Source organism: Pseudoalteromonas sp. T1lg21 (assembly GCF_002964625.1).
Lineage (GTDB): Bacteria > Pseudomonadota > Gammaproteobacteria > Enterobacterales > Alteromonadaceae > Pseudoalteromonas > Pseudoalteromonas gelatinilytica.
The window spans coordinates 1-26,051 of record NZ_PQBX01000003.1; the positions used below are offsets into that span (position 1 = coordinate 1).

A 26,051-nucleotide genomic window follows, 5' to 3' on the forward strand; every position below is an offset into this window, starting at 1 on the left:
TTTTTGAAACCGAAGTTTCGTGCTCAATGAATTCTGTATAAATTGACTATATAGTCACTCATAAGAAATTGAGACTCTAAATTTGTTTGCTCCACTTAGTAAACTAAGCTTCGCTGTTAGAACTCAATCTGTACGAGTGCCCACACAGATGATTGCTTTATATTGTTAAAGAACGTTGCGACGTTGTCGCTAGGGATGCGTATAATACATCCTTAAATTTTCGAGTCAACACTTAATTTCAAACTTTCTTTCGATTATTTGAAACCGAAGCTTCACTTAACTCTCTGCTACGTTGTTCAGCGCCTTTCGTTGCTGCCCGCCGTGTCAGTGGGGTCGCATTATAGGGAGATCCAAAAACAGATCAACACTTTTTTTCGATCTTTTTACTGTTCGCTCAAAAAGCGAACTAAAATTACCGAAAACAGCAAAAACGGTCGCTATTATGGCTGTTTTTTAAGCCAATATTCATAATTTCATGCAAATTTCATTGCTATGTTCATTTAACTCGTTAAGATAGCAAGTTCACAATGTTAAATTAATGTTTATTTCTTGTTTATTGGTAGATCAAAATGAAATTACCCGATCAAAAATCTTTTCTTTTCTCAGTTATTCTTGCTGTTTTAGGTTTTGTGGTTGTTAAGTTTGCATTTGCAAGCTTGGCTTTGGACCCAGCATTACTATTTGGTGCAGGCTTATTAATTGGTGCTTTAGTTATTGCAGCACTTTCATCAACGTCAAGTGAGGAGGCCGAAGTAAAAACAAAAACACTTTATGTTGGCAACCTACCTTATCGTGCTAATGAAGGTGTTGTTCGTGCTTTATTTGAAGAGCAAGGCAAAGTTTTCAACGTACGTTTATTAAAAGATAAAAATACAGGTAAACGTCGTGGCTTTGGTTTTGTTGAAATGGCAGAAGCGGATGCAGATAACGCAATCAATCAATTAAATGATAGCGAGTTCCAACAACGTACTTTAAAAGTGCGTGAAGCAAAACAAAAACAAGAGAACGAGGCTAATGGTTTCCGTGAGGAATCTGATCAGTCAGCGTAATCAGCTCAACGCGTAATTGCGAATGACCTATAGGAGCCGTTGCATAGTAATGCAGCGGCTTTTTTTTATCGGTTGTAAAAGTAAAGCCTCGTAAAGTAATCAAACTTTCAACGCGCTTAGCAATAGCTTTACCTGAATCAATGAGTAATACCTGTTGTTTGAAGTAATCACTAATCGCGCTGGCGAGTAATGGGAAATGCGTACAACCAAGAACTAATACATCTATATCTTCTGCTATCGCTAAATCACTCAATACTTTCTCAAGCTTTGCTTTATTGATTTTCTGCGTATGAAATAGTGTTTCAGCAATTTCCACCAGCGCCGTTGATCCATATAAGCTAACTTGTGTGCCTTGGCTATGAGTACTAATTAAGTTTGCAGTGTAGCGACTCTTAGTCGTCGATGGTGTTGCCAATAAACCAATATGTTTACTCTTACTAATAGCGCACGCAGGCTTTATCGCAGGTACAACACCAACAACTTCGATGTTTGTATTAGGGCGAATAGTTTCTAATGCAGAGGTAGAAGCGGTATTACAGGCAATAACTAGGATATCTACGTGTAAGTTTGCTGTTTCTATAAACTTTAGTAGTGCAAAAAGACGAGCGATGATCGTTTGCTGGCTTTGTGCGCCATAAGGCAATAAAGCATTATCCATAAAATAGCTATAATCAGCATCAGGGATCACAGCTTGGATCTGTTCTAGTACGGTTGTTCCACCTATACCTGAATCAAACACCATTATATGAACTGACAAACTGCTTACCTCGGATCATCAAAGGTCAGCAGTTTGCCATGTGGCTTAATAAAAAGAAAGAAGGGCTACGCTTCTTCTTCTGTTGCCGAACGTAGCTTATTCATTTGCTCAAACATGGCTTTGGTATAATCTACCAACTTACTGACTTCTTCTTTATCTTGGTTTAACCATTGTAAGATGCCAGCTAGTTCATTTTGCAAACCAATATCGCCCGCTTTATTAAACGCCTGCTTCAAGTCGTCATTAAATGGCGCAATTTTCTCAGCAACTTCTTTTTCAGGGGCTGGTTTATATTCTTCATAGCCTTTAATAGCTGCCACTGTTTTGGTTTGTTTCAGATCCATCGTAAAGCCAACAAGTTGCTCGTTGCCTAAGTTCAACTCTTTAGCTTGTTCAAAGGCATCTTCTAATGAACCAGAGAAGAATGTCTCACTGACACTTTGTAAGTCTTCCATCAGTTCATTGATAGCTTGCTGCTCTTGCTCATTTAGATCGCCATTGACTGTCATCGAGAATGATAAGTCACGAGATTGAGACGATTCACTGACAAAGGCCTCGTTATCACCATTTTTGCTATAGCTGCTTGCTGACTTACTTTGATATGCATCTGCAAAACTAATACTCACTTCATCACCTTCAGCGGTGGTGAAGGTGTATTCAGCGTTATTACTTAAACTAATATACTGAGCTTGGCTTACTGAAACCGCATTCGGTTTAGGATTGAACAAGTCTTCCTCTAATTCATCAATACCTTTGTAGATACCTTCTTTAGACTTTTTGATCCCTTCTTCAATGTCATCGTTGAGAATGCCTGACTCTTTAAGCTCACCATACGCATCGTCGATGCCCATTTGCACACCTTTACGTGCATCACCTAGCATGCCTTTGAGTTTTTCATCATCAGCACCATCGGCTTTTGCTTTACGAAGTGCACCGCCAACAAAGTCGAGAACGTTTTTTACGATCTCTTCAAAGTCGAACAGCGGCTTATCTTTTTTCTCTTCGGCTTTAGGTAGGCCTAATGCCTCTGCAAGTTTATCATCAAGAACTTTTGCCGCGAGCTCACGTCCGCGTTGTTGATAACTATCTTGACGATTTTGAATGGTAGGCTGTTGCAATGCCTGCTTACCATTGTATTTATTCACATTTGTATTAGGCATATAGCCTAGGTTGCCAATTTTCATGATCCGACTCCATGTTATGGTTAACTCATTATCGACCAAAAACCACAGAACTTAAGTTTTTTGTATAAAAAAACGACACTAAAATAAATAACAAAACTAGACAAATCCTCAGCGCTCCCTACAATAGCGCCGTTATAAAGCTAAGAGATAAAAGGTAATCAGCCATGGCGGTTATAAAAATTGATACAACTCAATACGATGCACAATTGAGTGAGAAAGAGCAGCGCATCACCTCACAGTTTCGACGTTTTGGTGTCGAAAAATTAGAAGTGTTTGGCTCTGATCCTATTCATTACCGCCAACGTGCAGAGTTTCGAGTATGGCATGAAGGTGAAGACCTGTTTCACATCATGTTTGATCAACAAACTAAAGAAAAAATCCGCGTTGATGAGTTTGACCCTGCAGCACCTTTAGTAGGTGAAGTTATGCAAGCCATGATCGAAAACTTAAAAGGTAGCGAAGTTCTGCGCCGTAAGCTATTTCAAATCGATTACCTATCAAGTTTAAGTGGCGAAATCCTTGTTAGCTTGTTATATCACAAACAATTAGATGAGCAGTGGCTGCAAGCAATTAAAGAGCTTAAGGCAACACTTAGCACACAGTTTAAAATTGATTTTATTGGTCGTGCTCGTAAGCAAAAAGAAGTGATTGGTAATGACTATGTTATCGAGCGTCTTAACGTAAACGGTAAAGAGCTTATTTATCAACAAGTCGAAAATAGCTTTACACAACCAAATGCGAAAGTGAACATCAAAATGCTCGAGTGGGCACAAGCGCTTTGCCAACCACTTAGCAATGATTTGCTTGAGCTATATTGTGGAAATGGAAACTTTTCTATTGCCCTTGCCGGTTCATTCGATCGCGTATTAGCCACTGAGATATCAAAATCATCGGTTTACTCAGCGCAATACAATATTGCACAGAACAAAGTTGATAACTTAGATATTATTCGTATGTCGAGTGAAGAGTTCACTCAAGCGATGAAAGGCGAACGTACCTTCTCGCGTTTAGATGGCATAGATCTGAAAAGCTATAACTGCCAAACAATCTTGGTAGATCCACCACGCGCAGGCATGGACAAACTGACATGTGACTTAGTTGCCAACTACGACAACATTATTTATATCTCGTGTAATCCCGATACCCTAGAGCGTGACCTTGATCACTTATGCAAAACCCATGAAGTAAAACGCTTTGCGATTTTTGATCAATTCCCTTACACCCACCACATCGAATCAGGTGTGTTTTTGCAACGCAAATAAAATTATTTCTCTGCCAGCGCAGCAAAAAGCGCTGGCAACTGCTGCTCACTGAAGACTTCTATATTGTTGTCGGTTAACAGTTTTGCAGTTAACCCCATCCCTGATATTTTCTTTCCTGAATGACTACCATCATAAATAGTATTGCGACCACATGATGGGCTTGATTCTTTTAATAATGCAAAATGAATGCCTTGCTTTTTGCAAAGCTTAAGTGCTTGTTCTGCGCCATAAGCAAATTGTACTGTGACATCTTGCGCATCTTTGGTAAGTACTCTGCCCGCTTTAATTTCTGCAGGCGGCCTTGGTGTCGGTAAGCCACCAGCCACTTCAGGACAAAATGCCACTAACCTTCCCTGTTGTTTAAGTGTTTCTAAGCCTGGATGAAGTAAATTTTGCGATTGCCCATCATAACGAACAGGGGTTCCTAACAAACAGCTTGAAACTAATAGTTTTTGCATTTTTCTTTACCAACAAAAAAGCTCCGCGAACGGAGCTTTTAATTAAATTTAATTGAGCTTATTTATCAGCTAGGTAATTAATTAAGTCTGCCATGCTCTTCGCATCGCTAATACCTGAATCCGCACCTAAGATTAAACGGTATTTACCGTTAACAATAAAGGTTGGAACGCCTTTTAACGCACCTTTTTGTTGATAGTATTCTTGATCGCGAGTCATTTTAGACGCCATCGTGCGCACAGAAAAACTGTTGTAGTACTTATCAAAGTCTTCTGCTGTTACACCTTGTGCAACGAAGATGTCTTTCATGTCTGCCAGTTCATTAATACGTGCACGCTTAGTGTGAATATGATCAAACACAGCTGCAACTAACTTATCGCTATTTGGTAATACCGTTGCAGTTGCATAACCCTGTGCTAAAACAGTTTGGATTTCTGGATCGCGAGGGCCAACAAAATTTACGTGGCTCTTTTTAAACTTAACACCCTCTTTAAGCATCGTTTTAAGATCAGCAACGATAGGCTCAAATGTATTACAGTGCGGGCAATAGAATGAGAAGAACTCTTTTACTTCTGGCTTTTTAGAAGCGCGCGCATCAATCGTTTCATAATGCTTACCTTCTTCATATTGCGCTGCTGAGGCATTTGCCGCTAAACCTAGCGTGGCTGCCATTAATACAGCTTTTACTAATTTGATCATTACTTCATTACTCCGAAATTATTGTTTTAATAAAAATTCGACTAACTCATCAAGCATCTGCTGGCTCTTGATGGTATTTAAGTTGATTTTATATTTATCATTGACGATAAAAGTAGGCACACCTGTTAAGGCACGCATTTGTGAATACTTTTCTTGTTTGTCTCGCATTGCTTGTTCAGCACTAATCACTGGCATGCTTGAAATTTCAGCATCAAACACGTCGTTGCTAATACCATTAGTCGCAAGTAATGCTTTTACGTCTTTCATATCTTTGAGTAAAGCACGCTGTCTGTGGATGCTATTAAAAATTTGATCAGCAACTTGCTCACCTTTGCCATGTTGCTTAGCAATTAAGTAGGCATAGCTCAAGTTGCTTTGCGTTTCCTTAGACACACCACCTAAAAAGTTAACATGACTTTTTACAAATTCAGTCCCTTCAGGCAGGTTGGCAGATAATGCTTTTGCAACCGGTTCAAACTGAAAACAGTGTGGGCAATAAAATGAAAAGAACTCGGTTACTTGAGGCGTTGCACTCTTTTCGGTTTTTAATACTTCGTATTGATTACCTGCTTCAAAATCAGCTGCTAGGGCCGCAAATGGTAAACATAAAATGAGTAGACTTAACTTTAATTTTTTAAACATTGTTTTCTCGTCTTTCTTAACTTTTAAAATTTATGGTAATAATTTTAATGGCGCTTCCTGTAACGCTGCAAGCTGTTCTTTTAGCGCTAGTATTTGCTGCTCCCAATATTTGTCTTCAGCAAACCATGAAAAGTTCCGTGGGAACGCAGGATCATCCCATCTTTTTGCCAACCACCCCATGTAATGCACCATTCGCATCGCTCTGAGCGGTTCAATCAACTTTAATTGGCTGTGATCAAAGTCGCAAAATTCTTCATAAGCAGCCACTAAGGTGTCTAACTGTAACAGTTGGTTGTTACGATCGCCACTGAGCATCATCCAAAGATCTTGAATTGCAGGCCCTTGTCGGCTGTCATCTAAATCAACAAACATTAATGCATCACCAGACCACAATATATTACCGGCATGGCAATCGCCGTGCAGGCGGATGGTTTCAACATTTTTATATTGCGCGGTGGTTTCTTTTATCACCAAATCTAAGATGGTATAAAACGCAGTTTCTAAAGCCATTGGCACCAAGTTACTTGCTTGTAACTGAACTTTAGCTGTCTGCAGATATTCTTCGCAGCTGATCACAGGCCTATGTTCAAATGGCTTTGCTTTTGCAACTTGATGCATTCGCCCAATTAAACGACCAAGTACATCGAGTTGATCTAAATTATCGACCTCAAAAATGCGCCCTCCCACACTTGGGAATAACGCAAACAAATAACCATCATGCTCAAACAAGCTTTGCCCTTCGATAATTACAGGCGCAACAACCGGCACTTCAGCTTCAGCAAGTTCAAATGCAAAGGCATGCTCTTCTAATATTTGTGCTTTGCTCCAGCGCTCTGGTCGGTAAAACTTTACAACATAACGATGACCATCTTCTGCTTTAAATTGATATACACGGTTCTCGTAGCTATTTAAGGCCAGCAGTCCCGATTCAGCATAAACACCGATACTTTCAACTGCATCTAAAATTGAATCGGGTGTGAGGTCAACAAAACTAAATTTACTCATAATGTCTCATCATATAAAAAAAGCGGGAAAATCCCGCTTTTTATTCATTTGCTCAGTGTACTTAATTATCGCGCCTTAAAGAAGTTACTCGGCTGCGAAATCTGCACATCTGGCTCACCATCGACAGAAAGTACAAACTCAAACTTCGTCATTGGCTTTTTCAAATCATAAGGGTCAACCACTAATGACAATGGCACATTGTAAGATTCACCAGAAGGTACGGTGAATGTCTGCTTACCAATGTATTCAAAGTTATCGAGTCCTTCAACACGAATATTAAAGGTCTGATCATGTTGCGCTTTGTTGATAACTTTTAATGTATAGGTATTTTCAACCATGCCATTAAAGTCAACACGGTATAACTGGTTACGGTCACGGATGATATCTAAGTCCATCGGTTTGCGCATCGCAATATTTGCCACCAGCGCACCCGTTAACACCACTAAGATAACTAGATAGCCAATTAACTTAGGACGCAGTGCATGTGTTTTGTTGTCTGGCGTTTCTAAATTACGTTCTGTGGTGTAGGAAATAAGTCCACGCGGGTAATTCATTTTATCCATCACCCCATCACATGCATCAATACATGCACCACAGTTAATGCACTCGTATTGTAAACCGTTACGAATATCGATCCCCGTTGGGCACACCTGCACACATAAGTTACAATCTATACAATCACCTAAACCCATTTCTTTTGGATCTTGCTTGCGTGAACGTGGACCACGGTTTTCACCACGCGCTTCGTCATAGCTCACGGTAAAGGTATCTTTATCGAACATCGCTGATTGAAAGCGAGAATAAGGACAAATGTGTAAACACATAATCTCGCGCATCCAACCCGCATTCCCATACGTACATACTGCAAATACGGCTAAACAAATATACGAATAGGCTGTTGCATCAAGCGTAAACAGATCAGGCAAAAGCTGGCGGATAGGCGTGAAATAACCAACAAAAGTAAATGCGGTATAAAGTGAAAATAACCACCAACTACCGTGTTTAGCACTTTTACGCCAAAACTTATCAAAATCCATCGGGCGTTGGTCTAGTTTCTTACGCTGATTTGCGCTGCCCTCAAACTTTTCTTCAAACCAAATAAAAATGAAAGTCCAAACGGTTTGCGGACAGGTATAACCACACCAGACCCGACCATAGAAGGTCGTCACCAAGAACAATGCAAACGCCGCCAACATTAAAATGAAAGCAAGGATAGTCAGATCTTGTGGCCAAAGCGTTAAACCAAAAATGTTAAACTTTTGCCCTACCAAATCAAACAATACAGCTTGTTGGCCGTGGAAGTTAATCCAAGGTAGTAACATAAATGCAAGCATGCCGACAAAACCAATTCGCTGTCTTAGCAATTGGTGTAAACCTGTTACAGCTCTAACATAAATACGGTTACGTGGATTAAATCTATCATCGAGGGAAGCGTTTTCCGGTTTCTGGATTTTTACTTCCGTCGGGATATTTTTAACCTTAATCTGTTTATCCATTAAAATTCCTCAACGCCACTAGGAAATAATACTCAAACATATGTTTGCAGTAAGAGGTTCTCTGTGCCAATAAGCAAATCAGAATACATCTCATTACGTTCAAAGATTTCTGAAACTTTAAACCTATAAAAGCATTATACTCAATCTATAAAAAATTTCAGGAATTGATCGAAAATACGACGTTTTAATTATTTAATCTTATCTGCTTGCTTTTAAAACGACCATTTTATTAAACTTGCACCTATACCGTATTTATTTAGATCAAAGATTATTGTGCTATGAAAAAATTTCTTATTTTAGTGCTTATTATTTTAGCACTTTTCACGATTGATCATCCTTTGATCAAAGAGCCAAGAGAAAGGTTACTAGGAGAAGGTGTCAGCCTTATTTCAGATGCCAGTAAAGTCAACCGAAGTCCTGCGGCAAATATGGCTAAGAATAATATTAAGTCACAACTGAATTTATCTAATTCAGAGCTTGAGTATATTGAAGAGACATTTACCACAGACGATAAACTACAAGTTTTTCACTTACACTACTGCCGTGAAAAAGATATTAACTTGTATTTTTATGGTGAACGCTTAAACCGTGTATGTAGTATCGTCTCGAATGCGCTTGAAGAAAGGTTAAACAAGTAATGGACTTTTCTGCTTTAAACAAAAAAACCAGCGACTCGTTTGCCAAACAACGCAATATGCTAAAAAAGCTGGGCAAAGGGCAAACCTTATACTGCGAAGTATGCAAAGGCGCCCTCACCTTAGATTTGAAAACTGATCAGTCAGGTAAAGGCGTTGTCCGCTGTGCCAAAGGTTGCACAGACATTCTGTTAGAGCTGGGTTAGTTCCAGCCCTCGTCATTATATAGTTGGCTATTTACAGCAACGACTTCAATAAGCTCAGCAAAGCCAGCGGCAAACTCATTCATCACTTCATACTGCTGCTGGCATAGTTGCCCTTCAGATAAACCATTATCAGCTGCTAGGGCTGCAATTTCACTCGTTTCAAGGGTAAAAAAGCCTAAGCTTTGCAGTGCACTAGCCAAGGCTTCTTTAAGCTCATCAGCTAACTGTGGCGCGCTTAATAGCTTGTTAACGTAGCCTTGCGCACCGTGCATAAAACCTTGGCTCCAATGCTGGCACTCTTGAACATCTAGGTATTGTTGCCCCTGTGAGCTCAGCTGTAGGCTCACAGGTAATGCAAAACCTGTTTCAAATACTTGCTCACTGATCTGCTGATACAGGGCCATAAATGCAAACAGCACTTGCTCGTCCATTTGCCCATCAGAACCAGGCGCAACCTCTTCTAACCATTGATGTACATCAAGCGGCTCAGGTGCACAAATCACGGCAAACAAGTAGCCTTGCGTTTGTGCCAAGCTAAGTGCGTCCTGATGCTGCGCTAAAAACTGACTGAGAAGCTCGCTTTGCTGCTTTGAAAACTCAGGTAATTGCATACTGTTCGACTAATCCAATTTAAAAGTTAAGCGGATAACGACCTTCGTTATCAGGGCGACCAAGGAACTTCGCAGCATCGTGCACTTCTTTTGGTAAGCTTGCTTCAGGTTTAATGTAACCTGCCACTTTAAAGTCAAAGTTCGCTTTTAATACTGCGTCAGCTTCAAGCCCTAAACGGTTTTCTGGGTCAACAAGTACTGCTACATCACCCGATTTACAGCTTAAACGGCCGCTAAGAGGGCCAATGCTAAACCAATTATTCATTCCTTTCACATCAATGTTCGGGCTCGCGATTTCGCCGCTTAGGCTTTCACAGTATGGCTCGCCTGAGCTGTACTCATCTAAATCTACAATCACACGACCTTGCGCACTAACCGGTAAAGGAAGTTGTAAACGCTCCATGGCACGCTCAACAGTTAAGCGTAACGTGGTCTTTTTCACGGTGACGGCTTGGTTAAATAAACCATATGAAAAATCAGCATTACCCGAAATATCCGCTTTATCACGAGGATCACCAAAGCGTACCGTCCCTTTCAATTTGCCTGTAAATAGTGACCAGCCAGATAACTGCCAACGCACATTATTTAATTGCTCACCATCAAAACGTACCTGCATAATGCGGCCGTCCCAAAGCGTGCCACTGGCTTTACCTAATTGTAATTGCTTTGGTAAATGCGGCTTCGCTATATCAAGTGCAACGGCAGCGGGTGTTTTTACAATCGTAAACACCAAAAAACACATCACAAACACTGTGATTAATAAAATAACTCTTTTCATCGTTTACTTCTCTAGTACCAAACGACTTACACGCACAAAGCCTGATTTGTCATCTTTACTTAAATCTAAATTTTCGATTAGTACGCCATGCGAATTAACCAATTCATCAAGCCATTCAACAAGGTTATTAAACTCAACAGTATCAATGGTTAAACGAAGTGAATTGTCATTCGGCTGCATTTTACTAATGCTAATTTGATAACGATTACGGGTGCTATTAACGATTTGGCTTAAGCTACGGTTGTTCGTATTACGTGCGTTACCGCTCGCTTTAAGTTTAATAATACTTTCGTCAACCCAGGCTAGCAGCTCTTGCTGTTTTATTGTGTCTTGCTCTGCTTTTTCGATAGCTGCGTTAAGTGGACGAAAGACCCCCATAACCAGCACGAAAATAACGAATACAACACCTGCAACCATCACAAGTTGCTGCTCTTGTTCTTTTAATGAGCGCCAATAATTGATCAATTGGTTTTTCATGCCGCACCTCGTAACTTAATTTCACCAACGACATAATCACCATCATTGTTCAGCGAGCCTTGATCAACGGTTAAGCCACGCTGTTCTAAAATTGCTTTTACTTTACTGAATGACTGGAAATCTTTGCCTCGTGCACGAATACGTAACTCGTTACGACCTTGGTCATAACGCAGCGTTTCCGGTGTGAAGTCTTTAACTTCACTAAAAATTGAGACCAGATCATTAGTTAAATCCAAGAAACCCGCTGTACTGCCACCTTCTAATAAAGCAAGCTCACTACGAATTTGACTACGGATAAGCTGCGGACGTACTTTTTTGTCAGGAAACGCACGCTGATAATTTGCAACCACTTCGGCTTTTGCCGCTTCAAGCTGGCTATTTAACTTATAAAGCTCTAGCGACTTAACACCGACACTGCATACTAATGCCACACCTGCTGCAATTGCGGCTTTTTGCCAATAGCCCCACCAAATTGCTGACTTTTTCTTAAGCTGATAAACACCTTGGCGAAGGTTGAATTTCACCTCAGGTAGTTGTTTGGCAAATAAGGCTAATGGTAAATCGTATTGATCCGTCTGAGCAGTTAGCTCAACCGTATCAGGAAAACCCGTTGCAGGACTAAAGTGTGCCACACGAGGATTGCCCAATGCTGTTAAGTAACCAGCAAGCCAATTTGTTTCCACAGCAGCAATATGCCAATTACCATGCTTACACAACCATTGACCATTCAGCTCAATAGCGCGTAATTGAGTGTTGTCCTCAACATCAGGTAACAATAAAGCATCCGGCAGAACTTTATAGACTTCAATACCATGCTCATTAAATTCAGCTAACCATTGCTCGAACCATTCACGGTCAGTCATCGCGATATTAATCGCATGCTTCTCATCAATGAGTGTTGGCTCTGCAATCGCTATGAATAAATCATCAACATCACACGCTATTTCTTCTTCTAGCATGTAAGGAAGTGCTTGCTCTAGCTTGCGACTCCACTTTGTTGGCAAAGCGACTGTTTTTAGTTGTACTTGATCACTTGGTAATAACGCGACTACTTCCCGTGATTGCGCTTTTTCTGTGAGCTCACCAAGTTGTGATGCATTGGCGATTTCGCCGCTGGCAATTATTTCTTGTTCTGTTGGTGAGTAAATTAGCCAATTAAGGCTGTCTTTTAATGTTTGACCCGTACGGATCAACAATATTTCTGTCACTGTACGCCTCCAAATTTTCGCGCCAGTATCGTTACTGTACCATTAGTGGCATGGAGTAAGGTGGTCATCGAAAAACGCAGCTCTGCAAATTCAGCCTGCGTTTGTAGTTTAAAATATTCACTGTTGATACTGAATAGGTCTTCAACGGCTTTCACATTTTGTGCGCCTTGTTGATTAACCTCTTCAAAAAATGCTTCTAAATCATCATAACCATCTTGAGGACGTGATGATAATACCGCTTCAGCACCTGAAAGACTCAAACCATCTATCAGCGAGCTTAATATAATTGCGCTTTCTACAGGCAATGTATTTACGTTTATTTGTAGCAATTCACTACCTGGAATAACACACACAAATGGTAAGATTTTTTCCATTACAAGTGGGTTAAAACCTTTTACTAAACGAAGCTCTGAAGTTGAGGCAAAATAACTATTTGCGGTCATGTATGGGTATTTTCGTGATAAGTACTCATCTTCTTCCGCACCTGAGCGATAGGTAATACTATCAGCGTCTAACCAATCAAACACGCTATCGGCCATGGCTTCTTCTGATTCATCAGTTGGTAAATTCTCAATGTTTTCTAATAACGCCAACAATGCCTTATGTGCTGGATTCGTTTTATTATTAGGATCCGTTTGTTGATCGGGCTTTACATGCAGGGCATTTAAGTTCAAACATGCCTGTAAGTCAGTGATTGTGCCACTCAAGGTACCATTATCTACTGGATAAGGCACGCCACCCTGCTGTGCCCAAATTTGCCCAAGGTGGGTTTTATCCGGATCATCTTTTTTTGTTTGTTTTAGCGCTTTAATAGCCAACTCTTCAGCAGCAAACGCATACCATTTTGCCTGCTGATGATTTTGAATGTTACTACTACGCTGCACTTGCACCATTAAATTAGCGCTCATTTCAACGGCGAGCATAGCCGCAAGCGCCACAATAAATAACACAATAACAAGTGCTGCACCTTTTGAGCGTTTAGTAGCAATCATGGCGTGCCACCTGTTCCATTATTGCCATTATTTACTTGGGCAGTTACTTTGCCTTCACCTGGCACTAAAAACACGCGACGAATTGGCTCTTGCTCCATTTTTTGAATGGTGACTGCCACTGCTTTTGGCAGCGCCTTAATTTGCCACTGTTCTTGCCACTCATCTTTATCATCTAAGAATTCAAATTTTAGATCTTCGATGTTTTCTAAAATAACTTGTGAGCGCGGCTCCATGTTATCTAATTGGTCAACATAGACACGGTAAACACGTTCAAGTTTGTCATCTATAACGCGATAACCAACCGCTTGCAGTTCAGAACGCGGCAGTAAATTGATTGGGTTAACCCAACCATCACGTACAAAACCAATACCATCGTACTGACTATCAAGAACATAGCGCCCAGCCAAGATATACGTTTCTTGAAAATCACCGGCTTCGTTACGCACCTGGCGTTTAGTCATTTGACTAAAGTCTTGATCCATTAATCGAAACAAGGTTTGTAAACCATTCAACTCAGCAATCGTTTCATCTGAGGCATCTTTCGCTTTAGTCGTCGAATCTAGAATTTGATGGGTCGATAGCACCACAAAGGCTAAAATACCCATGGCGATAATGACTTCAAGTAAGGTAAAACCGCGTTGCTTCACTACTTATCACCTTTATTTAAATAAGTAGAAAGCTCATATACTGGGTACTCAAGCTTTTCATCAGCGAACACGTTGATGGTTACCTTTACAAAGGTTTTATCAGCAGTAGGAACCACCTCCTGACGCCAATACCATTCAAAGCCAGCGAGTGTTTCAGTACCTTTAACACCGCTTTTACCTGTCCATTTATCGCCTTTGGCACGTTGTTCAACCATCACGTTTTCAGCGACCCAAGAGGCATAAGTTTGTTCTTCAATCGACGAAAGATGATTGATGTGCTCACCGGTTGCTTGCATCGCTGCAATACCCGCCATCGCACAAATAGCCAATGCAACCATCACTTCGAGTAAGGTAAAACCTGCTGACTTATTCATTATTCAGGCTCCATTCGAAACTTTACCGGAGCCATAAATTCGCCCTCGATAAAATACTGCGGTTCACGCTCATCTTTAAGCTCGTAAACCAATTGAAATGCACTGACTTCGCCAGAAGATAAAATAAGTACTTGCGGTATTTTGAGCTTTTGTAGCTCAAGTAGGCTGTCTTCGTCACCACCGCTCATTAACTCTCGCCAGTTTGACTGCTCTAGCAAGTTATCTTGTGCCCAGGCTAAATCATCAAGGTTAAGAGTAAGCTTAAAGCGCTCATCAACCTTAATCGGGGCAAACAGTTTTTCACGGTCAAACGTAACCCACTTATCACCGTCAAAAACTAAAAATTCAAAGGTATCTTGGTCAAGATGAAAACCCAGCTCAACCTGATTTAAAATCGCAAACTCAGACGCCATATTAATTGTGGTATGTAATCTGAGCGCTTGTTTTTCTAGCTCTTCTTCTGCACCACCATCAAAGCTATAGGCAACCATTTTGGTGACAAAACCAATCACCACGAGCACCATTAAAATTTCGATGAGGCTAAACCCTTTCGCGTGCTTAGCACGGCCAGCTAAACGCAAACGACCAAGGCTTACCATAATAGTAAGCCTTGCTGTGTATAAGCTTTGTTCAGTTGGCTGAATTTAGGCATTATTACTTTTCTTCATCCCAATTACCGATGTCATCATCAGTACCTGCTTCACCATCAGGACCCATTGAGAAAATATCGATTTTGCCTACTTCTCCCGGGCTGATCAGCTGATAAGGGTTACCCCATGGATCTTCTGGTAACTTCTCAAGGAAACCACCGTCAGGGAAACGCTTTGGAATCGGCTCAATGCTCGTTTTAGTTACTAACGCTTCTAAGCCTTGCTCTGTGGTTGGATACGCTTTGTTTTTAAGCTTGTATAGGCTTAACGCATCTTCAATCTGTTGAATATCTAAATGTGCTTTATCGATTGCAGCTTCTTCTTGCTGACCCATGATATTTGGCGCCACAATTGACATGATCATACCGATGATAACCAGTACTACCATGACTTCTAGTAATGAGAAACCTGACTGTTTGTTCACAAAAATACCTCTAACTTTCTTCAAAAATTTATTATAGAGCGGCAGTGTTAGCTGCTAATTGCTCTAGTGTTCCCTAATTTAAAGACCTACAGCCTTATTCATTGCCATAATCGGCTGGAGTATTGCCATAACAATAAACAATACAATTACCGCCATTGAAGCAATCATCGCGGGCTCTAATAGTTTCAGAGACACGTTTACCATGCTCTCAAACTCACGATCTTGGTTATTAGCCGCACGCTCAAGCATCTGCTCAAGTTCACCTGATTTTTCACCACTGGCTATCATATGTAGCATCATAGGTGGGAAAAGTTTGGTTTGCTGAAGTGCAGCACGAAGACTCGCCCCTTCACTTACGCGCGTTGCCGCATCTTGCACCGACTTTTTCATTTTCTCGTTAACCAGTACACCACCTGAAATACGCATCCCTTCAAGTAGCGGCACTGAGCTTGACGATAAAATACTTAAAGTACGCGCAAAACGTGCCGTATTAACACCCCGTGCAACCTTACCAATACCCGGTAAATGAAGCACTTTTTCGTCATACCAGTAACGAATATGCGGCTGCTTAAGCGCTTGCTTAATGGCCACTGCTAACACGGTTATAATGACTAAACTTATAAACCAGTAATTTTGTACAAAATTACTCGCAGCCATTACCCATTCGGTGGTCCATGGTAATACTTGTTTCGACTTTTCGAAGGTCTTCAAGATTTTTGGTACCACGGTACCTAATAATACCGACACAATCGCAATAGCAAACACCACAAGAATGGTCGGATACACCATCGCCTGTGTGATTTGACTGCGCATGTGCTGACGTTGTTCCGTATAATCTGCTAAACGATTTAAAACTTGGTCTAGGTGACCCGATTTTTCACCGGCTGCCACCATGGCACGATACAAATCATCAAATACATGCGGAAACTCGCTCATACCATCCGCTAAGGTATAACCTTCGACAACCTTTGAACGTACAGCCATCAGCATACGCTTTAAACGTGGCTTTTCGCACTGCTCGGCCACCGCCATGACAGCCCCTTCAACCGGCAAAGCTGACTGGATCAACGTTGCTAGTTGGCGGGTGATCAACGCCAAATCAGAAGTCGAAATTTTTGGCTTGAAGAAGCTTCCAAATAAAGAGCTCTTCGCCCCTTTTGTTTGCTTTTCGCCTTCAGCCGCAGCGACAACTTCTAAAGGCATGAGACCTTGATCGCGCAATGTTTGGCGTATTTGCTTTACCGTATCGGCTTCAAGAATGCCTTTTTTCTCTTTACCTTTACCATCAAGGGCACGGTACTCAAATGCTGCCATGATTAACCTTCCTCACGTGTTACACGCAAGACTTCTTCTAAGGTTGTGCGACCTGCTAAGACACGATTACAGCCATCTTGGCGAATACTCGGGCTGTGTTTGCGAATGTATTTCTCAACACTTTGCTCGCCTTTACCGTTGTGGATCATTTCGCGAATTGTTTCATCCACAACGAGTAACTCATGAATACCTGTTCGACCGCGATAACCATTGAAGTTACACTCTTCACAACCAACTGCACGATAAATTGTTGGCGGCTCAGCAGGGTTTACACCCAGTAGCTGGCACTCACGCTCATCAGCAACGTGGCCTTCTTTACAGCTATTACATAATGTACGCACTAGACGTTGTGACAATACACCTAATAACGACGATGAAAGCAAGAAAGGCTCTACGCCCATGTCTTCCATACGCGTAATAGCACCGGCCGCTGTATTCGTATGCAGTGTCGACATAACCAAGTGACCAGTTAATGACGCTTGCACACCAATTTGCGCTGTTTCAAGGTCACGGATCTCACCAACCATTACGACGTCAGGGTCTTGACGAAGAATGGCACGTAAGCCTCGGGCAAAGGTCATATCAACTTTGGTATTTACCTGAGTTTGACCAATACCTGGGATCTCGTACTCGATTGGATCTTCAACAGTAAGAATATTGCGATCCCGAGAGTTGATTTGGCTCATACCCGCATACAAGGTGGTACTTTTACCTGAACCCGTAGGACCGGTTACTAAGATAATACCGTGCGGCTTACTGATTAAATCAGCGAACAATTCACGGTTACGCTCCGTCATACCTAAATCTTCAAGGTTCAGGCGTGCGTTGTTCTTATCTAATAAACGCAATACAACTCGCTCACCAAAGCTTGATGGCATCGTCGATACACGCACATCAACAGCACGACCAGCAATACGTAAACTAATACGGCCATCCTGCGGGATACGTTTTTCAGCAATATCTAGCTTTGCCATAACCTTAATACGCGACACTAACAATGACGCGAGTTTACGGTTAGGCTTTAGTACTTCTTTTAGTACGCCATCAACCCTAAAACGAATTACCAGCTCTTGCTCAAAGGTTTCGATATGAATATCTGAAGCACCTTCTTTAATTGCTTCGCTCAGCATCGCGTTGATCAGTTTAATGATTGGCGCATCGTCATCACCAGCAAGGAGATCTTCAGTTTGCGGTAATTCATCTGCAAGCGAGAATAAATCAACTTCGTTGCCGATATCTTCCATCATTTGCTGTGTTTCAGAGCTATCTCGCTGGTATGAGGCTTCAAGTAATAGCTCAAACTTATCGTCAGGCAATTGCTCTAACGCAAATCCATGACCTGCGATACGACGCACCTCTAGTAAAGCATCAACGTCTAACTCACCTCGGTAGTATACAGTCCAGTTATCTTGATCTTTACCTAACAGCACACCGGTACGACGCGCGTACGAAAACGGCAAACGCTTAGTCGGCAAGCTAACAAGATCATCACTTGTTAGCAGCTCATCATGATTTGCTGGCGCGTCGGATGCTAGCTCGTCATTGATTTCTGTAATTGCATTAGTCATCGTTGCGCTCATTCGCGTTTTGTTGTTTCAGGTATTCTTCGTAAGTTGGCGGTAATACCAAGGCGTCATTCCATTCAGGAAGGATTGGTGCATCCGTCAACGGCATTAAATCAATACCATCTTCTTTTTGTTTGTGTTGTTCACCACGAATAAAGTTATATTTCGAGTGGCTTAATTTATTCATGCTAATGCCATCGCGCACAATGGTAGGACGAATAAAGACAATCAGGTTACGTTTACGCTTACTAGTGCTGGTTGAACGGAATAAATGACCAAGTATCGGAATATCACCTAACAATGGCACTTTAGAGACACTTTCTTGCACGTCTTCATCAATCAAGCCGCCTAGTACAACCATGCCACCATCATCAGCCATAACCGTAGTTTTAATTGCACGTTTATTAACTGAAATATCAACCGCTGTAGCACCACTTACGCTTGAAACTTCTTGCTCAATCGTTAATTGAACTGCTGAGCCATCATTAATTTGTGGTGTTACTTTTAGCTTCACACCGACTTCTTGACGTTCAACAGTTTGGAATGGATTAGCGTTATTTGAGCCTGTTTGCGAGCCTGTGATAATCGGTACTTCTTGACCAACAATCATTGATGCTTCTTCGTTATCCATGGTCGTTACAGACGGGGTAGCAAGAATATTAGAGTTAGTATCGGTTGAAACAGCTTGGATAATTGCACCCCAGTCGTTTTTAACAATACCCATGGCTAGACCGTTAATACCGCCTAGCAGTGAAGCAAGTCCCGTTAAGTCACCTTCTGATGTTTCTTCATATTCGGTAGCAACGCCGGTTTCAGAACCAATGACCGTCTTAGTAATAGTTTCATCACGCGCTTGTTCTGCTGCAACAGCTAACGAACCAACAGGCACTGTTGTACCGTTGTTAAACTGCATCATCCCGCCTTGCTCTGAAATCCACTGCAAGCCTAAGTTGATACCGTCAGCTTCTAATACCTCAACGATAATAGCTTCGACGAGTACTTGCGCACGACGAACATCAAGACGCTCAATGACTTGCTCAAGCGAGCGCATGGTATCTGGTTGTGCAGTAATAACGAGCGAGTTTGAATCAGGATGCGCTTCGATACTGGTTTCGCCTTTACTACGCGTACGTGTTTTAGTCGCGCCACCTTGTGCATCTTCTGCCAGAGTTTTACTTACGCCCTGTAGTACTTTTACAAGGTCTTCTGCTTTTGCATAGTTAAGGTAGATAACCTTAGTGTTACCTTGGTTTTCTAATTCACCGTCTAAGCGACTGATCAATTCAACAGCACGAGTACGCGCTTGCGCTTCACCACTGACAATAACACTGTTAGTACGGCCATCTGCGACTACTTTAGGAATTAAAAACTCAGGAATGCTGCCCTTGCCACTATCTTTGTAGATGTTCTCAACAACAGACACCACATCATCCGCTGTGGCAAATTTAAGCTTTACGATATCAACACGCTTGTCACCAGCTTGGTCAACCGAGCGAATAATCTCGACTAAGCGGTTAACTGAAGCAGCATGACCCGTTAACATCATTACGTTAGCAGCATTAAAGTTGGCAACATGACCACCATCTTTTTGATCGCTAAATTGACGTACTAATGGACCTAGCTCTTGTACACTTACGTTTTTAACACGTACAACACGTGTCACCATCATATCGCCACTGGCTTGATTATCTTCGGTGATCAGTGGCACGTTTGATTTTTTCGCATCTGCACTTTTTTCGATTTTAAGAATACCGTTATCCATTTCAACAGCTGAATAACCATAAACCTCAAGTACATTTAAAAAGAACTGATAATAAAGCTTCTCATCCATTAACTCGTAGCTGCGCACGTTTACTTTGCCGCGCACATTCGGGTCAATAATCACGGTTTTATTTAAATTCTTACCAACGATATTAATAAACTCATTAATATCAGTGCCTTTAAAGTTAGCCGCATATTCAACAGCAGATACTGAAAGCGATAATCCTGTTAATAAAAAAAGCGCTGCATATTTAGCTAACCCTTTTTTGATTTTTGTGAGGTGTAGCGCGTGAACCATTCTATAAAAACTCCAAAGCTAGTTATTGCAGGCTAAATTGAACATCAATTTGCTCACCATCGCGTTCGATAGTGATACTTGCGTCAGTACTATTACGTAATTCGTTGATTGCTGACATTGCCTGTTTCAAATCATTTAATTGATAGCCATTAATCGCAATAGCTAAATCATTATTCATTAATCCCATCTGCTTAAATAAAGCAGGATCTTTACCTGGACTTAAGCGATACCCTACTAACTCACCATCAACCATCGCTTGAGAGACGCGAATATAGTCAAATAATTTACCGGGATCGTCTAATACTTCCTCACGTGTTTCGATAAGCGCTTCTTTTACTTCTTCATCTTCAGTCGCATTAATTTCATTATTCTCATCAAGCTGCGGGCCTTCAGTTAACTCTGACTCTTCACGCTCTGCCAACACAGGCATAGAAACTGTTTTTGTAAAATCGAGACCATCAAGCATTAAGGTTTCAAAACGCCCACTAACATCTAAAATCACTCGGTCGGGCAGTACTTGAGCAAGCTTGGCACGTGTTCCAGAAATAGCATCATCCACCACATACGTCTCTTGCTTACCTTGTGACTCAATAATTGCAAGACCCGCTTGGTCATTTTGGCTTACCGCAACAATACCCGTTAGGTTAATACTTAAACGCGTTTCAGGGGCGTTGTTAATGACTTGATTTTGTTTTGCGGCAGGTTTTTTAGTTTCGACAACAACTTTGCCGAATAAATTTTGTTCGATAATTTGTCGAGAGCTGACAGCCTCAGCGCGTTTAGCCGAGGTATTAACACCCGCTGTAGGCAACGCTTTTGAGTCGGGTTCAGGCCACACCAGCCAGAACAACTTAGATGACAAAAAGGCAATATAAACAACAACTAACAGCACTACAAATGCACTTAGCTTGGCATGAGGTAAGCCGTTTAAAAACTGTTTAACTTGTTGTAAGTGTTGATCCATAAACTCTATTTCTTATTTTAATTTACTGCTTGATAGCTGGCCTATAGTACCTTTTCATTTTTCATTCAACAAGCGCACGTATATTAAACTTTGTAAACAAGGTAAATTCGACGAACAGGGGCTGCAAGGAATTATTATGACTGTTTCTTTGTGATTAAGTTTCATGGTAAATTTTGCCTATATATAAGCAGCTTTAAAAGAGCACAATTGTGTCAAAAGGTAACACTAATAAGTCGCAAGACAAACAAGACGAATTAAGCGTGCGCCTTGATAAATGGTTATGGGCTGCACGCTTTTATAAAACCCGTTCAATAGCACGAGACATGGTGCAAGGCGGCAAAGTACATTATAATGGTCAACGTACCAAACCCAGCAAAATAGTCGAACTGGGTGCAATGGTAAAACTGCTACAAGGGGTCGACGAAAAGGTGGTGACAATTGAAAAGATCCTTGAAAAACGTCAAGGCGCCCCCATTGCACAAACCTTATACCAAGAAACTCAAGCAAGTATTGAGAAACGCGAAGCAAATGCTATCGCCCGTAAGAACAACAGCTTCTTTGCTCCACACCCTGATCGTAAACCAGATAAAAAGCAAAGACGTGAACTGTTAAAAATGAAATCAAGTTAGGTAATGCAACTCATGCAACAAGATTTACTTCATCGTTATATATTTGATCAGCTCGATGTACGTGGTGAACTCGTACAAATTGAAAATACTTATCAAGAGATGATCGCAAACCATAATTACCCAGCACCTGTGCAAACCCTATTAGGTGAATTGCTTGTTGCTACTTGCTTATTAACGGCCACATTAAAGTTTGAAGGCGAAATCGCTGTTCAACTACAAGGCGATGGCCCTGTTAAATATGCCGTAATTAATGGTGACGATAAACAAAACATGCGAGGCATCGCGCGTCTACAAGGTGAAGTAACAGGAAGCTCAATAAAAGACTTAATTGGTAATGGCTATATGGTTATTACAATTACGCCAACTAAAGGTGAACGATACCAAGGTATTGTACCGTTAGAGCACGATAGCTTAGATAAATGCCTTGAAAACTATTTTGAGCAATCGGAACAGTTAAAAACCCGTCTTTGGTTTGCAACAGAAGTAACAGCAGACACAGCAAAAGCAGCTGGCTTATTCTTACAAGTATTACCGGTGAATAAAGAAAAGTCGGTAGAAGACTTCACTCATCTAGAAGCGATTAGCAACACAATTAAAGATGAAGAGTTACTAGGTTTAGATGCAAACACTGTGCTAACTCGACTGTACCATGAAGATAACCCTCAGTTATTCGAACCACAGTCTATTAGTTTCCGCTGTGGCTGTAGCCGAGACAAAACAATTGCTGCGTTAGTAAATGTTGGTCAAGACGAATTACTAGCTGATGTACAAGCAAATGGTGAAGTAAAAATTAGCTGTCATTATTGCTTAAAAGATTACATTTTCAATGAGCAAGATATTAAAGCCATATTTAACTAATACACCATAATAAATATTATTATATTAAAAGCCGCCATCAGTGCGGCTTTTTTATTAAAAAAAATTTCAAAACTAATGATACCGGTGTCATGAAAATGCGTCATTTTATGACACCGGTATCATTGAAATTATTCATGTTTTTTGCCAAATATATGCCTTTTTAAGCCCTTCAGACACTCGAATATCCCTAATCCTTCTGTTACTATTATTTCAGCAAAAGGGAAAACTAAGAACCCCAGAGCTATCCCGTTCAATCTCTCACAATTTAGGTATAAACATGACTGCAAACGCTACTAGTTTTGTTGATCTTACAGCAGCTGAACTTGTCGAACACGCTATTCGTCGTGGCGAAGGGACTCTAGCCGCTAATGGTGCTTTTGTTGCTAAAACCGGTGTACGCACTGGCCGCTCTCCAAAAGATCGTTTTATTGTTCAAGAGCCAAGCACTGAAAACGAAATCCAATGGGGCAACGTAAACCGCCCATTCGATGCAGACAAGTTTGATGCGTTATGGGCACGTGTTGAAGATCACGTGAAAAGCAACGACCACTTCATCTCTCACCTAGAAGTTGGCGCTGATCCTGAGCACTATTTACCAGTTGTAGTAACGACAGAAACTGCATGGCACCATATTTTTGCCAAAAACATGTTTATCGAACCACAAACATACAATACTGCGGACTTCCCAGAATGGCAGGTAATGAACGTACCGTCATTTGTATGTGACCCAGAGCGTGATGGCACTAACAGTGACGGCACTGTAATCATCAACTTCGCACAACGTAAAGTACTACTAGCTGGTATGCGCTACGCTGGCGAAATGAAGAAATCAATGTTCTCTGTGCAAAACTTCCTACTTCCTGCAAAAGGTGTGTTACCAATGCACTGCTCTGCAAACGTAGGTGAAGCAGGCGATACAGCATTATTCTTCGGTCTATCTGGTACAGGTAAAACAACATTATCTGCAGACCCTACTCGTTTCCTTATCGGTGATGACGAGCACGGTTGGGCACCAGGTAGCGTATTTAACATCGAAGGTGGTTGTTATGCTAAATGTATCGATCTTTCACAAAAGAACGAACCAGTTATTTGGAATGCAATTCGCTTCGGTACAATCTTAGAAAACGTGGTACTTGACGAAAACCGTGTACCAGATTTCCATGATACAAGCCTTACACAAAATAGCCGCGCAGCTTACCCGCTAGAGCACGTTGAAAAACGTAAAGTAGAAAACCGTGCTGGTGAGCCAAAAGCCGTTGTATTCTTAACATGCGACGTAAGCGGTGTATTACCACCAGTTTCAGTACTAACTGAAGAAGCTGCTGCATACCACTTCTTAAGCGGTTACACAGCGAAAGTGGGTTCAACTGAAATCGGTTCAACAAGCGACATCGAGTCTACATTCTCAACATGTTTCGGTGCTCCGTTCTTCCCTCGTCCTGCTGGCGTTTACGCAGAGCTTCTAATGAAGCGTGTACGTGAATTTGGCGCTAAAGTATACCTAGTTAACACAGGTTGGACAGGTGGCCCTTACGGTACTGGTCAACGTTTCGATATCCCAACAACACGTGCTGTTGTTGACGCAATCGTATCAGGTAAACTTGCTGATGTTGAAACGCAACACATCGACGTTCTAAACTTAGATGTACCAGTGGCAGTTCCTGGTGTAGACAGCCAACTTCTTAACCCAATCAACACATGGGAAGATAAAGAGAAGTACGCAGAATACGCAAACAAACTAGCCTCTGACTTCACTGAAAACTTCGCTAAATACGATGTTTCAGAAGCAATCAAATCAGCAGGTCCAAAAGCTTAATACCAAGCTTACCTAAAGATTAAAAAACGCCAGCTATATGCTGGCGTTTTTGTTTTTGGGGTATAAGTTAGAAAGAGTAAAGTTAGCGAGGGGAAAGTTGAAAGAGTAAAGTTTGAGGTCTGGCGTAGGTTGGGTAGAGTGCAGCGAAACCCAACACAAAGCTTTCAGCCGTCAGCGATCAGCCGCGCGGTGTGGGTGTTTGGTACTGCGTCTTCATCTACAGAAGGTTCTAGGCTCTAGGCTCTAGGCTCTAGGCTCTAGGCTCTAGGCTCTAGGCTCTAGGCAAAGTTTACTTGTAGGAATGGCTTTAGCCATGAATGTGTTTGTTCTGGTCTAGATTCGGCACTGAAGTGCCTCCTACGGGGTTTGTTGCTGAGGGTGACTCTGTACTAAACAAACCAACAGTTCAACTTTACCCTTGCTAACTAACAACTCGCTAACTATTTAGCCGTGAATGTGTTTGTTCTGGTCTGAATTCGGCACTGAAGTGCCTCCTACGGGGTTTTGTTGCTGAGGGTGACTCTGTTACTAAACAAACCAACAGTTCAACTTTACCCTTGCTAACTAACAACTCGCTAACTATTTAGCCGTGAATGTGTTTGTTCTGGTCTGAATTCGGCACTGAAGTGCCTCCTACGGGGTTTTGTTGCTGAGGAGGGTGACTCTTTACTAAACAACCCCACAGATCAACTGACCTCTAATATCTGACGTCTAATGTCTCCTGTCTATTCGGCACTGAAGTGCCTCCTACGCGGGGTTGTTAGTGAGGGTGACTCTGTACAAAACAACCCCACAGTTCAACTGACATCTATTATCTGACGTCTGATGTCTCTTGTCTATTCGGCACTGAAGTGCCTCCTACGGGGTGTTGCTGAGGGTGACTCTGTACAAAACAACCCCGCAGTTCAACTAACATCTAATATCTGACGTCTGATATCTCTGTATTTCAGCTGACGTCTGACGGCTGAAAGCTGACAGCTCCAGACGCAAAAAAGCCCGACTCTTTCGAATCGGGCTTTCTTTAATTTGGAGCCTGGCGATGTCCTACTTTCACATGGCAAATGCCACACTATCATCGGCGCTGTTTCGTTTCACTACTGAGTTCGGCATGGGGTCAGGTGGGTCCAAAACGCTATTGTCACCAAGCAAATTTGGTTTTAATTCGCTCTTTTGAGCAAATTAATAAATTCGGAAATCTGATATTTTCTTACAGCTTAAAGCTTATGGCTTACAGCTTCGTAAAATCTACTTTAGTTTCTTAACTTCTGTCTGTTACGCTGTCATAAAACGCGTT

General features: G+C 41.5%; 27 protein-coding genes and 1 rRNA gene. 7 read left to right on the forward strand and 21 right to left on the reverse strand.

The annotated features are described in order from the left end of the window. The first annotated feature begins 569 nt into the window (after positions 1–569). The gene (locus tag C2M25_RS02440) at positions 570–1,049 is read left to right on the forward strand and encodes an RNA recognition motif domain-containing protein (RefSeq protein ID WP_105174436.1); all 480 of its coding nucleotides are present in this window, start codon (positions 570–572) and stop codon (positions 1,047–1,049) included. On the opposite strand, the gene murI is transcribed toward C2M25_RS02440, so the two are convergent. Next, complete coding sequence (murI, locus tag C2M25_RS02445) at positions 1,012–1,806, reverse strand: glutamate racemase (protein WP_063701943.1); 795 nt, start codon at positions 1,804–1,806, stop codon at positions 1,012–1,014. The two genes, C2M25_RS02440 and murI, sit on opposite strands and share 38 nt — an antisense overlap. 65 nt (positions 1,807–1,871) lie before the next feature. After that, the gene (locus C2M25_RS02450) at positions 1,872–2,990 is read right to left on the reverse strand and encodes a DUF5610 domain-containing protein (protein WP_063701940.1); all 1,119 of its coding nucleotides are present in this window, start codon (positions 2,988–2,990) and stop codon (positions 1,872–1,874) included. A gap of 164 nt (positions 2,991–3,154) precedes the next feature. Here C2M25_RS02450 and trmA point away from each other — a divergent pair, with 164 nt between their 5' ends. Next, entirely contained in the window at positions 3,155–4,252 is a 1,098-nt protein-coding gene (gene trmA / locus C2M25_RS02455; RefSeq protein ID WP_105180327.1) for a tRNA (uridine(54)-C5)-methyltransferase TrmA, read from the forward strand. A 2-nt stretch (positions 4,253–4,254) separates the two neighbouring features. On the opposite strand, the gene C2M25_RS02460 is transcribed toward trmA, so the two are convergent. The 5 genes from C2M25_RS02460 to ccoG all read right to left on the reverse strand — a co-directional run bounded on the left by C2M25_RS02460 (position 4,255) and on the right by ccoG (position 8,550). Beyond that, positions 4,255–4,710: a DUF523 domain-containing protein gene (locus C2M25_RS02460; RefSeq protein ID WP_063701935.1), complete on the reverse strand. Its 456-nt coding sequence runs from the start codon at positions 4,708–4,710 to the stop codon at positions 4,255–4,257. Positions 4,711–4,768: 58 nt separating this feature from the next. Continuing rightward, positions 4,769–5,407: a thiol:disulfide interchange protein DsbA/DsbL gene (locus C2M25_RS02465; RefSeq protein ID WP_063701933.1), complete on the reverse strand. Its 639-nt coding sequence runs from the start codon at positions 5,405–5,407 to the stop codon at positions 4,769–4,771. A gap of 18 nt (positions 5,408–5,425) precedes the next feature. After that, entirely contained in the window at positions 5,426–6,049 is a 624-nt protein-coding gene (locus tag C2M25_RS02470) for a thiol:disulfide interchange protein DsbA/DsbL (RefSeq protein WP_063701930.1), read from the reverse strand. A 30-nt stretch (positions 6,050–6,079) separates the two neighbouring features. Next, the gene (locus C2M25_RS02475) at positions 6,080–7,054 is read right to left on the reverse strand and encodes a serine/threonine protein kinase (RefSeq protein WP_063701928.1); all 975 of its coding nucleotides are present in this window, start codon (positions 7,052–7,054) and stop codon (positions 6,080–6,082) included. Positions 7,055–7,119: 65 nt separating this feature from the next. Continuing rightward, the gene (gene ccoG / locus C2M25_RS02480) at positions 7,120–8,550 is read right to left on the reverse strand and encodes a cytochrome c oxidase accessory protein CcoG (protein ID WP_063701926.1); all 1,431 of its coding nucleotides are present in this window, start codon (positions 8,548–8,550) and stop codon (positions 7,120–7,122) included. A 278-nt stretch (positions 8,551–8,828) separates the two neighbouring features. Here ccoG and C2M25_RS02485 point away from each other — a divergent pair, with 278 nt between their 5' ends. Next, on the forward strand, positions 8,829–9,188 hold the full coding sequence (locus tag C2M25_RS02485; protein WP_054564062.1) for a hypothetical protein: 360 nt from the start codon (positions 8,829–8,831) through the stop codon (positions 9,186–9,188). Continuing rightward, complete coding sequence (locus tag C2M25_RS02490) at positions 9,188–9,391, forward strand: hypothetical protein (protein WP_105180328.1); 204 nt, start codon at positions 9,188–9,190, stop codon at positions 9,389–9,391. Before C2M25_RS02485 ends, C2M25_RS02490 begins: the two co-directional genes overlap by 1 nt. Here the strand turns inward: C2M25_RS02490 and C2M25_RS02495 are convergent. The 13 genes from C2M25_RS02495 to gspC all read right to left on the reverse strand — a co-directional run bounded on the left by C2M25_RS02495 (position 9,388) and on the right by gspC (position 21,454). Further along, complete coding sequence (locus C2M25_RS02495; RefSeq protein ID WP_063701922.1) at positions 9,388–10,002, reverse strand: YecA/YgfB family protein; 615 nt, start codon at positions 10,000–10,002, stop codon at positions 9,388–9,390. The genes C2M25_RS02490 and C2M25_RS02495 overlap by 4 nt on opposite strands. A 19-nt stretch (positions 10,003–10,021) precedes the next feature. Then, on the reverse strand, positions 10,022–10,780 hold the full coding sequence (locus C2M25_RS02500) for a type II secretion system protein N (protein WP_105180329.1): 759 nt from the start codon (positions 10,778–10,780) through the stop codon (positions 10,022–10,024). Between the two features lie 3 nt (positions 10,781–10,783). Further along, entirely contained in the window at positions 10,784–11,257 is a 474-nt protein-coding gene (gspM, locus tag C2M25_RS02505) for a type II secretion system protein GspM (RefSeq protein WP_063701918.1), read from the reverse strand. Beyond that, positions 11,254–12,465 (reverse strand): type II secretion system protein GspL, encoded by a 1,212-nt coding sequence (gene gspL, locus C2M25_RS02510; RefSeq protein WP_063701916.1) that lies wholly within the window; start codon positions 12,463–12,465, stop codon positions 11,254–11,256. Before gspL ends, gspM begins: the two co-directional genes overlap by 4 nt. Next, positions 12,462–13,457 carry a type II secretion system minor pseudopilin GspK gene (gene gspK / locus C2M25_RS02515; protein ID WP_063701913.1) on the reverse strand — a complete coding sequence of 332 codons (996 nt, stop codon included), beginning with the start codon at positions 13,455–13,457 and terminating at the stop codon, positions 12,462–12,464. Before gspK ends, gspL begins: the two co-directional genes overlap by 4 nt. Next, positions 13,454–14,104 carry a type II secretion system minor pseudopilin GspJ gene (gspJ, locus tag C2M25_RS02520; RefSeq protein WP_063701911.1) on the reverse strand — a complete coding sequence of 217 codons (651 nt, stop codon included), beginning with the start codon at positions 14,102–14,104 and terminating at the stop codon, positions 13,454–13,456. Before gspJ ends, gspK begins: the two co-directional genes overlap by 4 nt. Then, the gene (gene gspI / locus C2M25_RS02525) at positions 14,104–14,478 is read right to left on the reverse strand and encodes a type II secretion system minor pseudopilin GspI (protein WP_105180330.1); all 375 of its coding nucleotides are present in this window, start codon (positions 14,476–14,478) and stop codon (positions 14,104–14,106) included. Before gspI ends, gspJ begins: the two co-directional genes overlap by 1 nt. Then, positions 14,478–15,077, reverse strand: a complete 600-nt coding sequence (locus tag C2M25_RS02530) for a prepilin-type N-terminal cleavage/methylation domain-containing protein (RefSeq protein WP_063701909.1) — start codon at positions 15,075–15,077, stop codon at positions 14,478–14,480. Before C2M25_RS02530 ends, gspI begins: the two co-directional genes overlap by 1 nt. Before the next feature lie 55 nt (positions 15,078–15,132). Continuing rightward, complete coding sequence (gene gspG / locus C2M25_RS02535) at positions 15,133–15,552, reverse strand: type II secretion system major pseudopilin GspG (protein ID WP_063701906.1); 420 nt, start codon at positions 15,550–15,552, stop codon at positions 15,133–15,135. A gap of 78 nt (positions 15,553–15,630) precedes the next feature. After that, positions 15,631–16,866 carry a type II secretion system inner membrane protein GspF gene (gene gspF / locus C2M25_RS02540; protein WP_063701904.1) on the reverse strand — a complete coding sequence of 412 codons (1,236 nt, stop codon included), beginning with the start codon at positions 16,864–16,866 and terminating at the stop codon, positions 15,631–15,633. A gap of 2 nt (positions 16,867–16,868) precedes the next feature. Further along, positions 16,869–18,434: a type II secretion system ATPase GspE gene (gene gspE, locus C2M25_RS02545; RefSeq protein ID WP_063701902.1), complete on the reverse strand. Its 1,566-nt coding sequence runs from the start codon at positions 18,432–18,434 to the stop codon at positions 16,869–16,871. Beyond that, positions 18,427–20,490, reverse strand: coding sequence for a type II secretion system secretin GspD (gspD, locus tag C2M25_RS02550; RefSeq protein ID WP_063701900.1), 2,064 nt, complete (start codon positions 20,488–20,490; stop codon positions 18,427–18,429). The genes gspE and gspD overlap by 8 nt, the downstream gene beginning before the upstream one ends. Before the next feature lie 22 nt (positions 20,491–20,512). Further along, positions 20,513–21,454, reverse strand: a complete 942-nt coding sequence (gene gspC, locus C2M25_RS02555; protein WP_105180331.1) for a type II secretion system protein GspC — start codon at positions 21,452–21,454, stop codon at positions 20,513–20,515. 206 nt (positions 21,455–21,660) lie between these two features. Here gspC and hslR point away from each other — a divergent pair, with 206 nt between their 5' ends. The 3 genes from hslR (at position 21,661) to C2M25_RS02570 (ending at position 24,757) form a co-directional block, all read left to right on the forward strand. Next, positions 21,661–22,083, forward strand: a complete 423-nt coding sequence (gene hslR, locus C2M25_RS02560) for a ribosome-associated heat shock protein Hsp15 (RefSeq protein ID WP_105180332.1) — start codon at positions 21,661–21,663, stop codon at positions 22,081–22,083. Between the two features lie 12 nt (positions 22,084–22,095). After that, positions 22,096–22,941, forward strand: a complete 846-nt coding sequence (gene hslO, locus C2M25_RS02565) for an Hsp33 family molecular chaperone HslO (RefSeq protein WP_063701894.1) — start codon at positions 22,096–22,098, stop codon at positions 22,939–22,941. A 277-nt stretch (positions 22,942–23,218) separates the two neighbouring features. After that, positions 23,219–24,757 carry a phosphoenolpyruvate carboxykinase gene (locus C2M25_RS02570; RefSeq protein ID WP_105174425.1) on the forward strand — a complete coding sequence of 513 codons (1,539 nt, stop codon included), beginning with the start codon at positions 23,219–23,221 and terminating at the stop codon, positions 24,755–24,757. 1,031 nt (positions 24,758–25,788) lie between these two features. Here the strand turns inward: C2M25_RS02570 and rrf are convergent. Continuing rightward, positions 25,789–25,903, reverse strand: a 5S ribosomal RNA gene (gene rrf / locus C2M25_RS02575). Between the last annotated feature and the right edge of the window lie 148 nt (positions 25,904–26,051).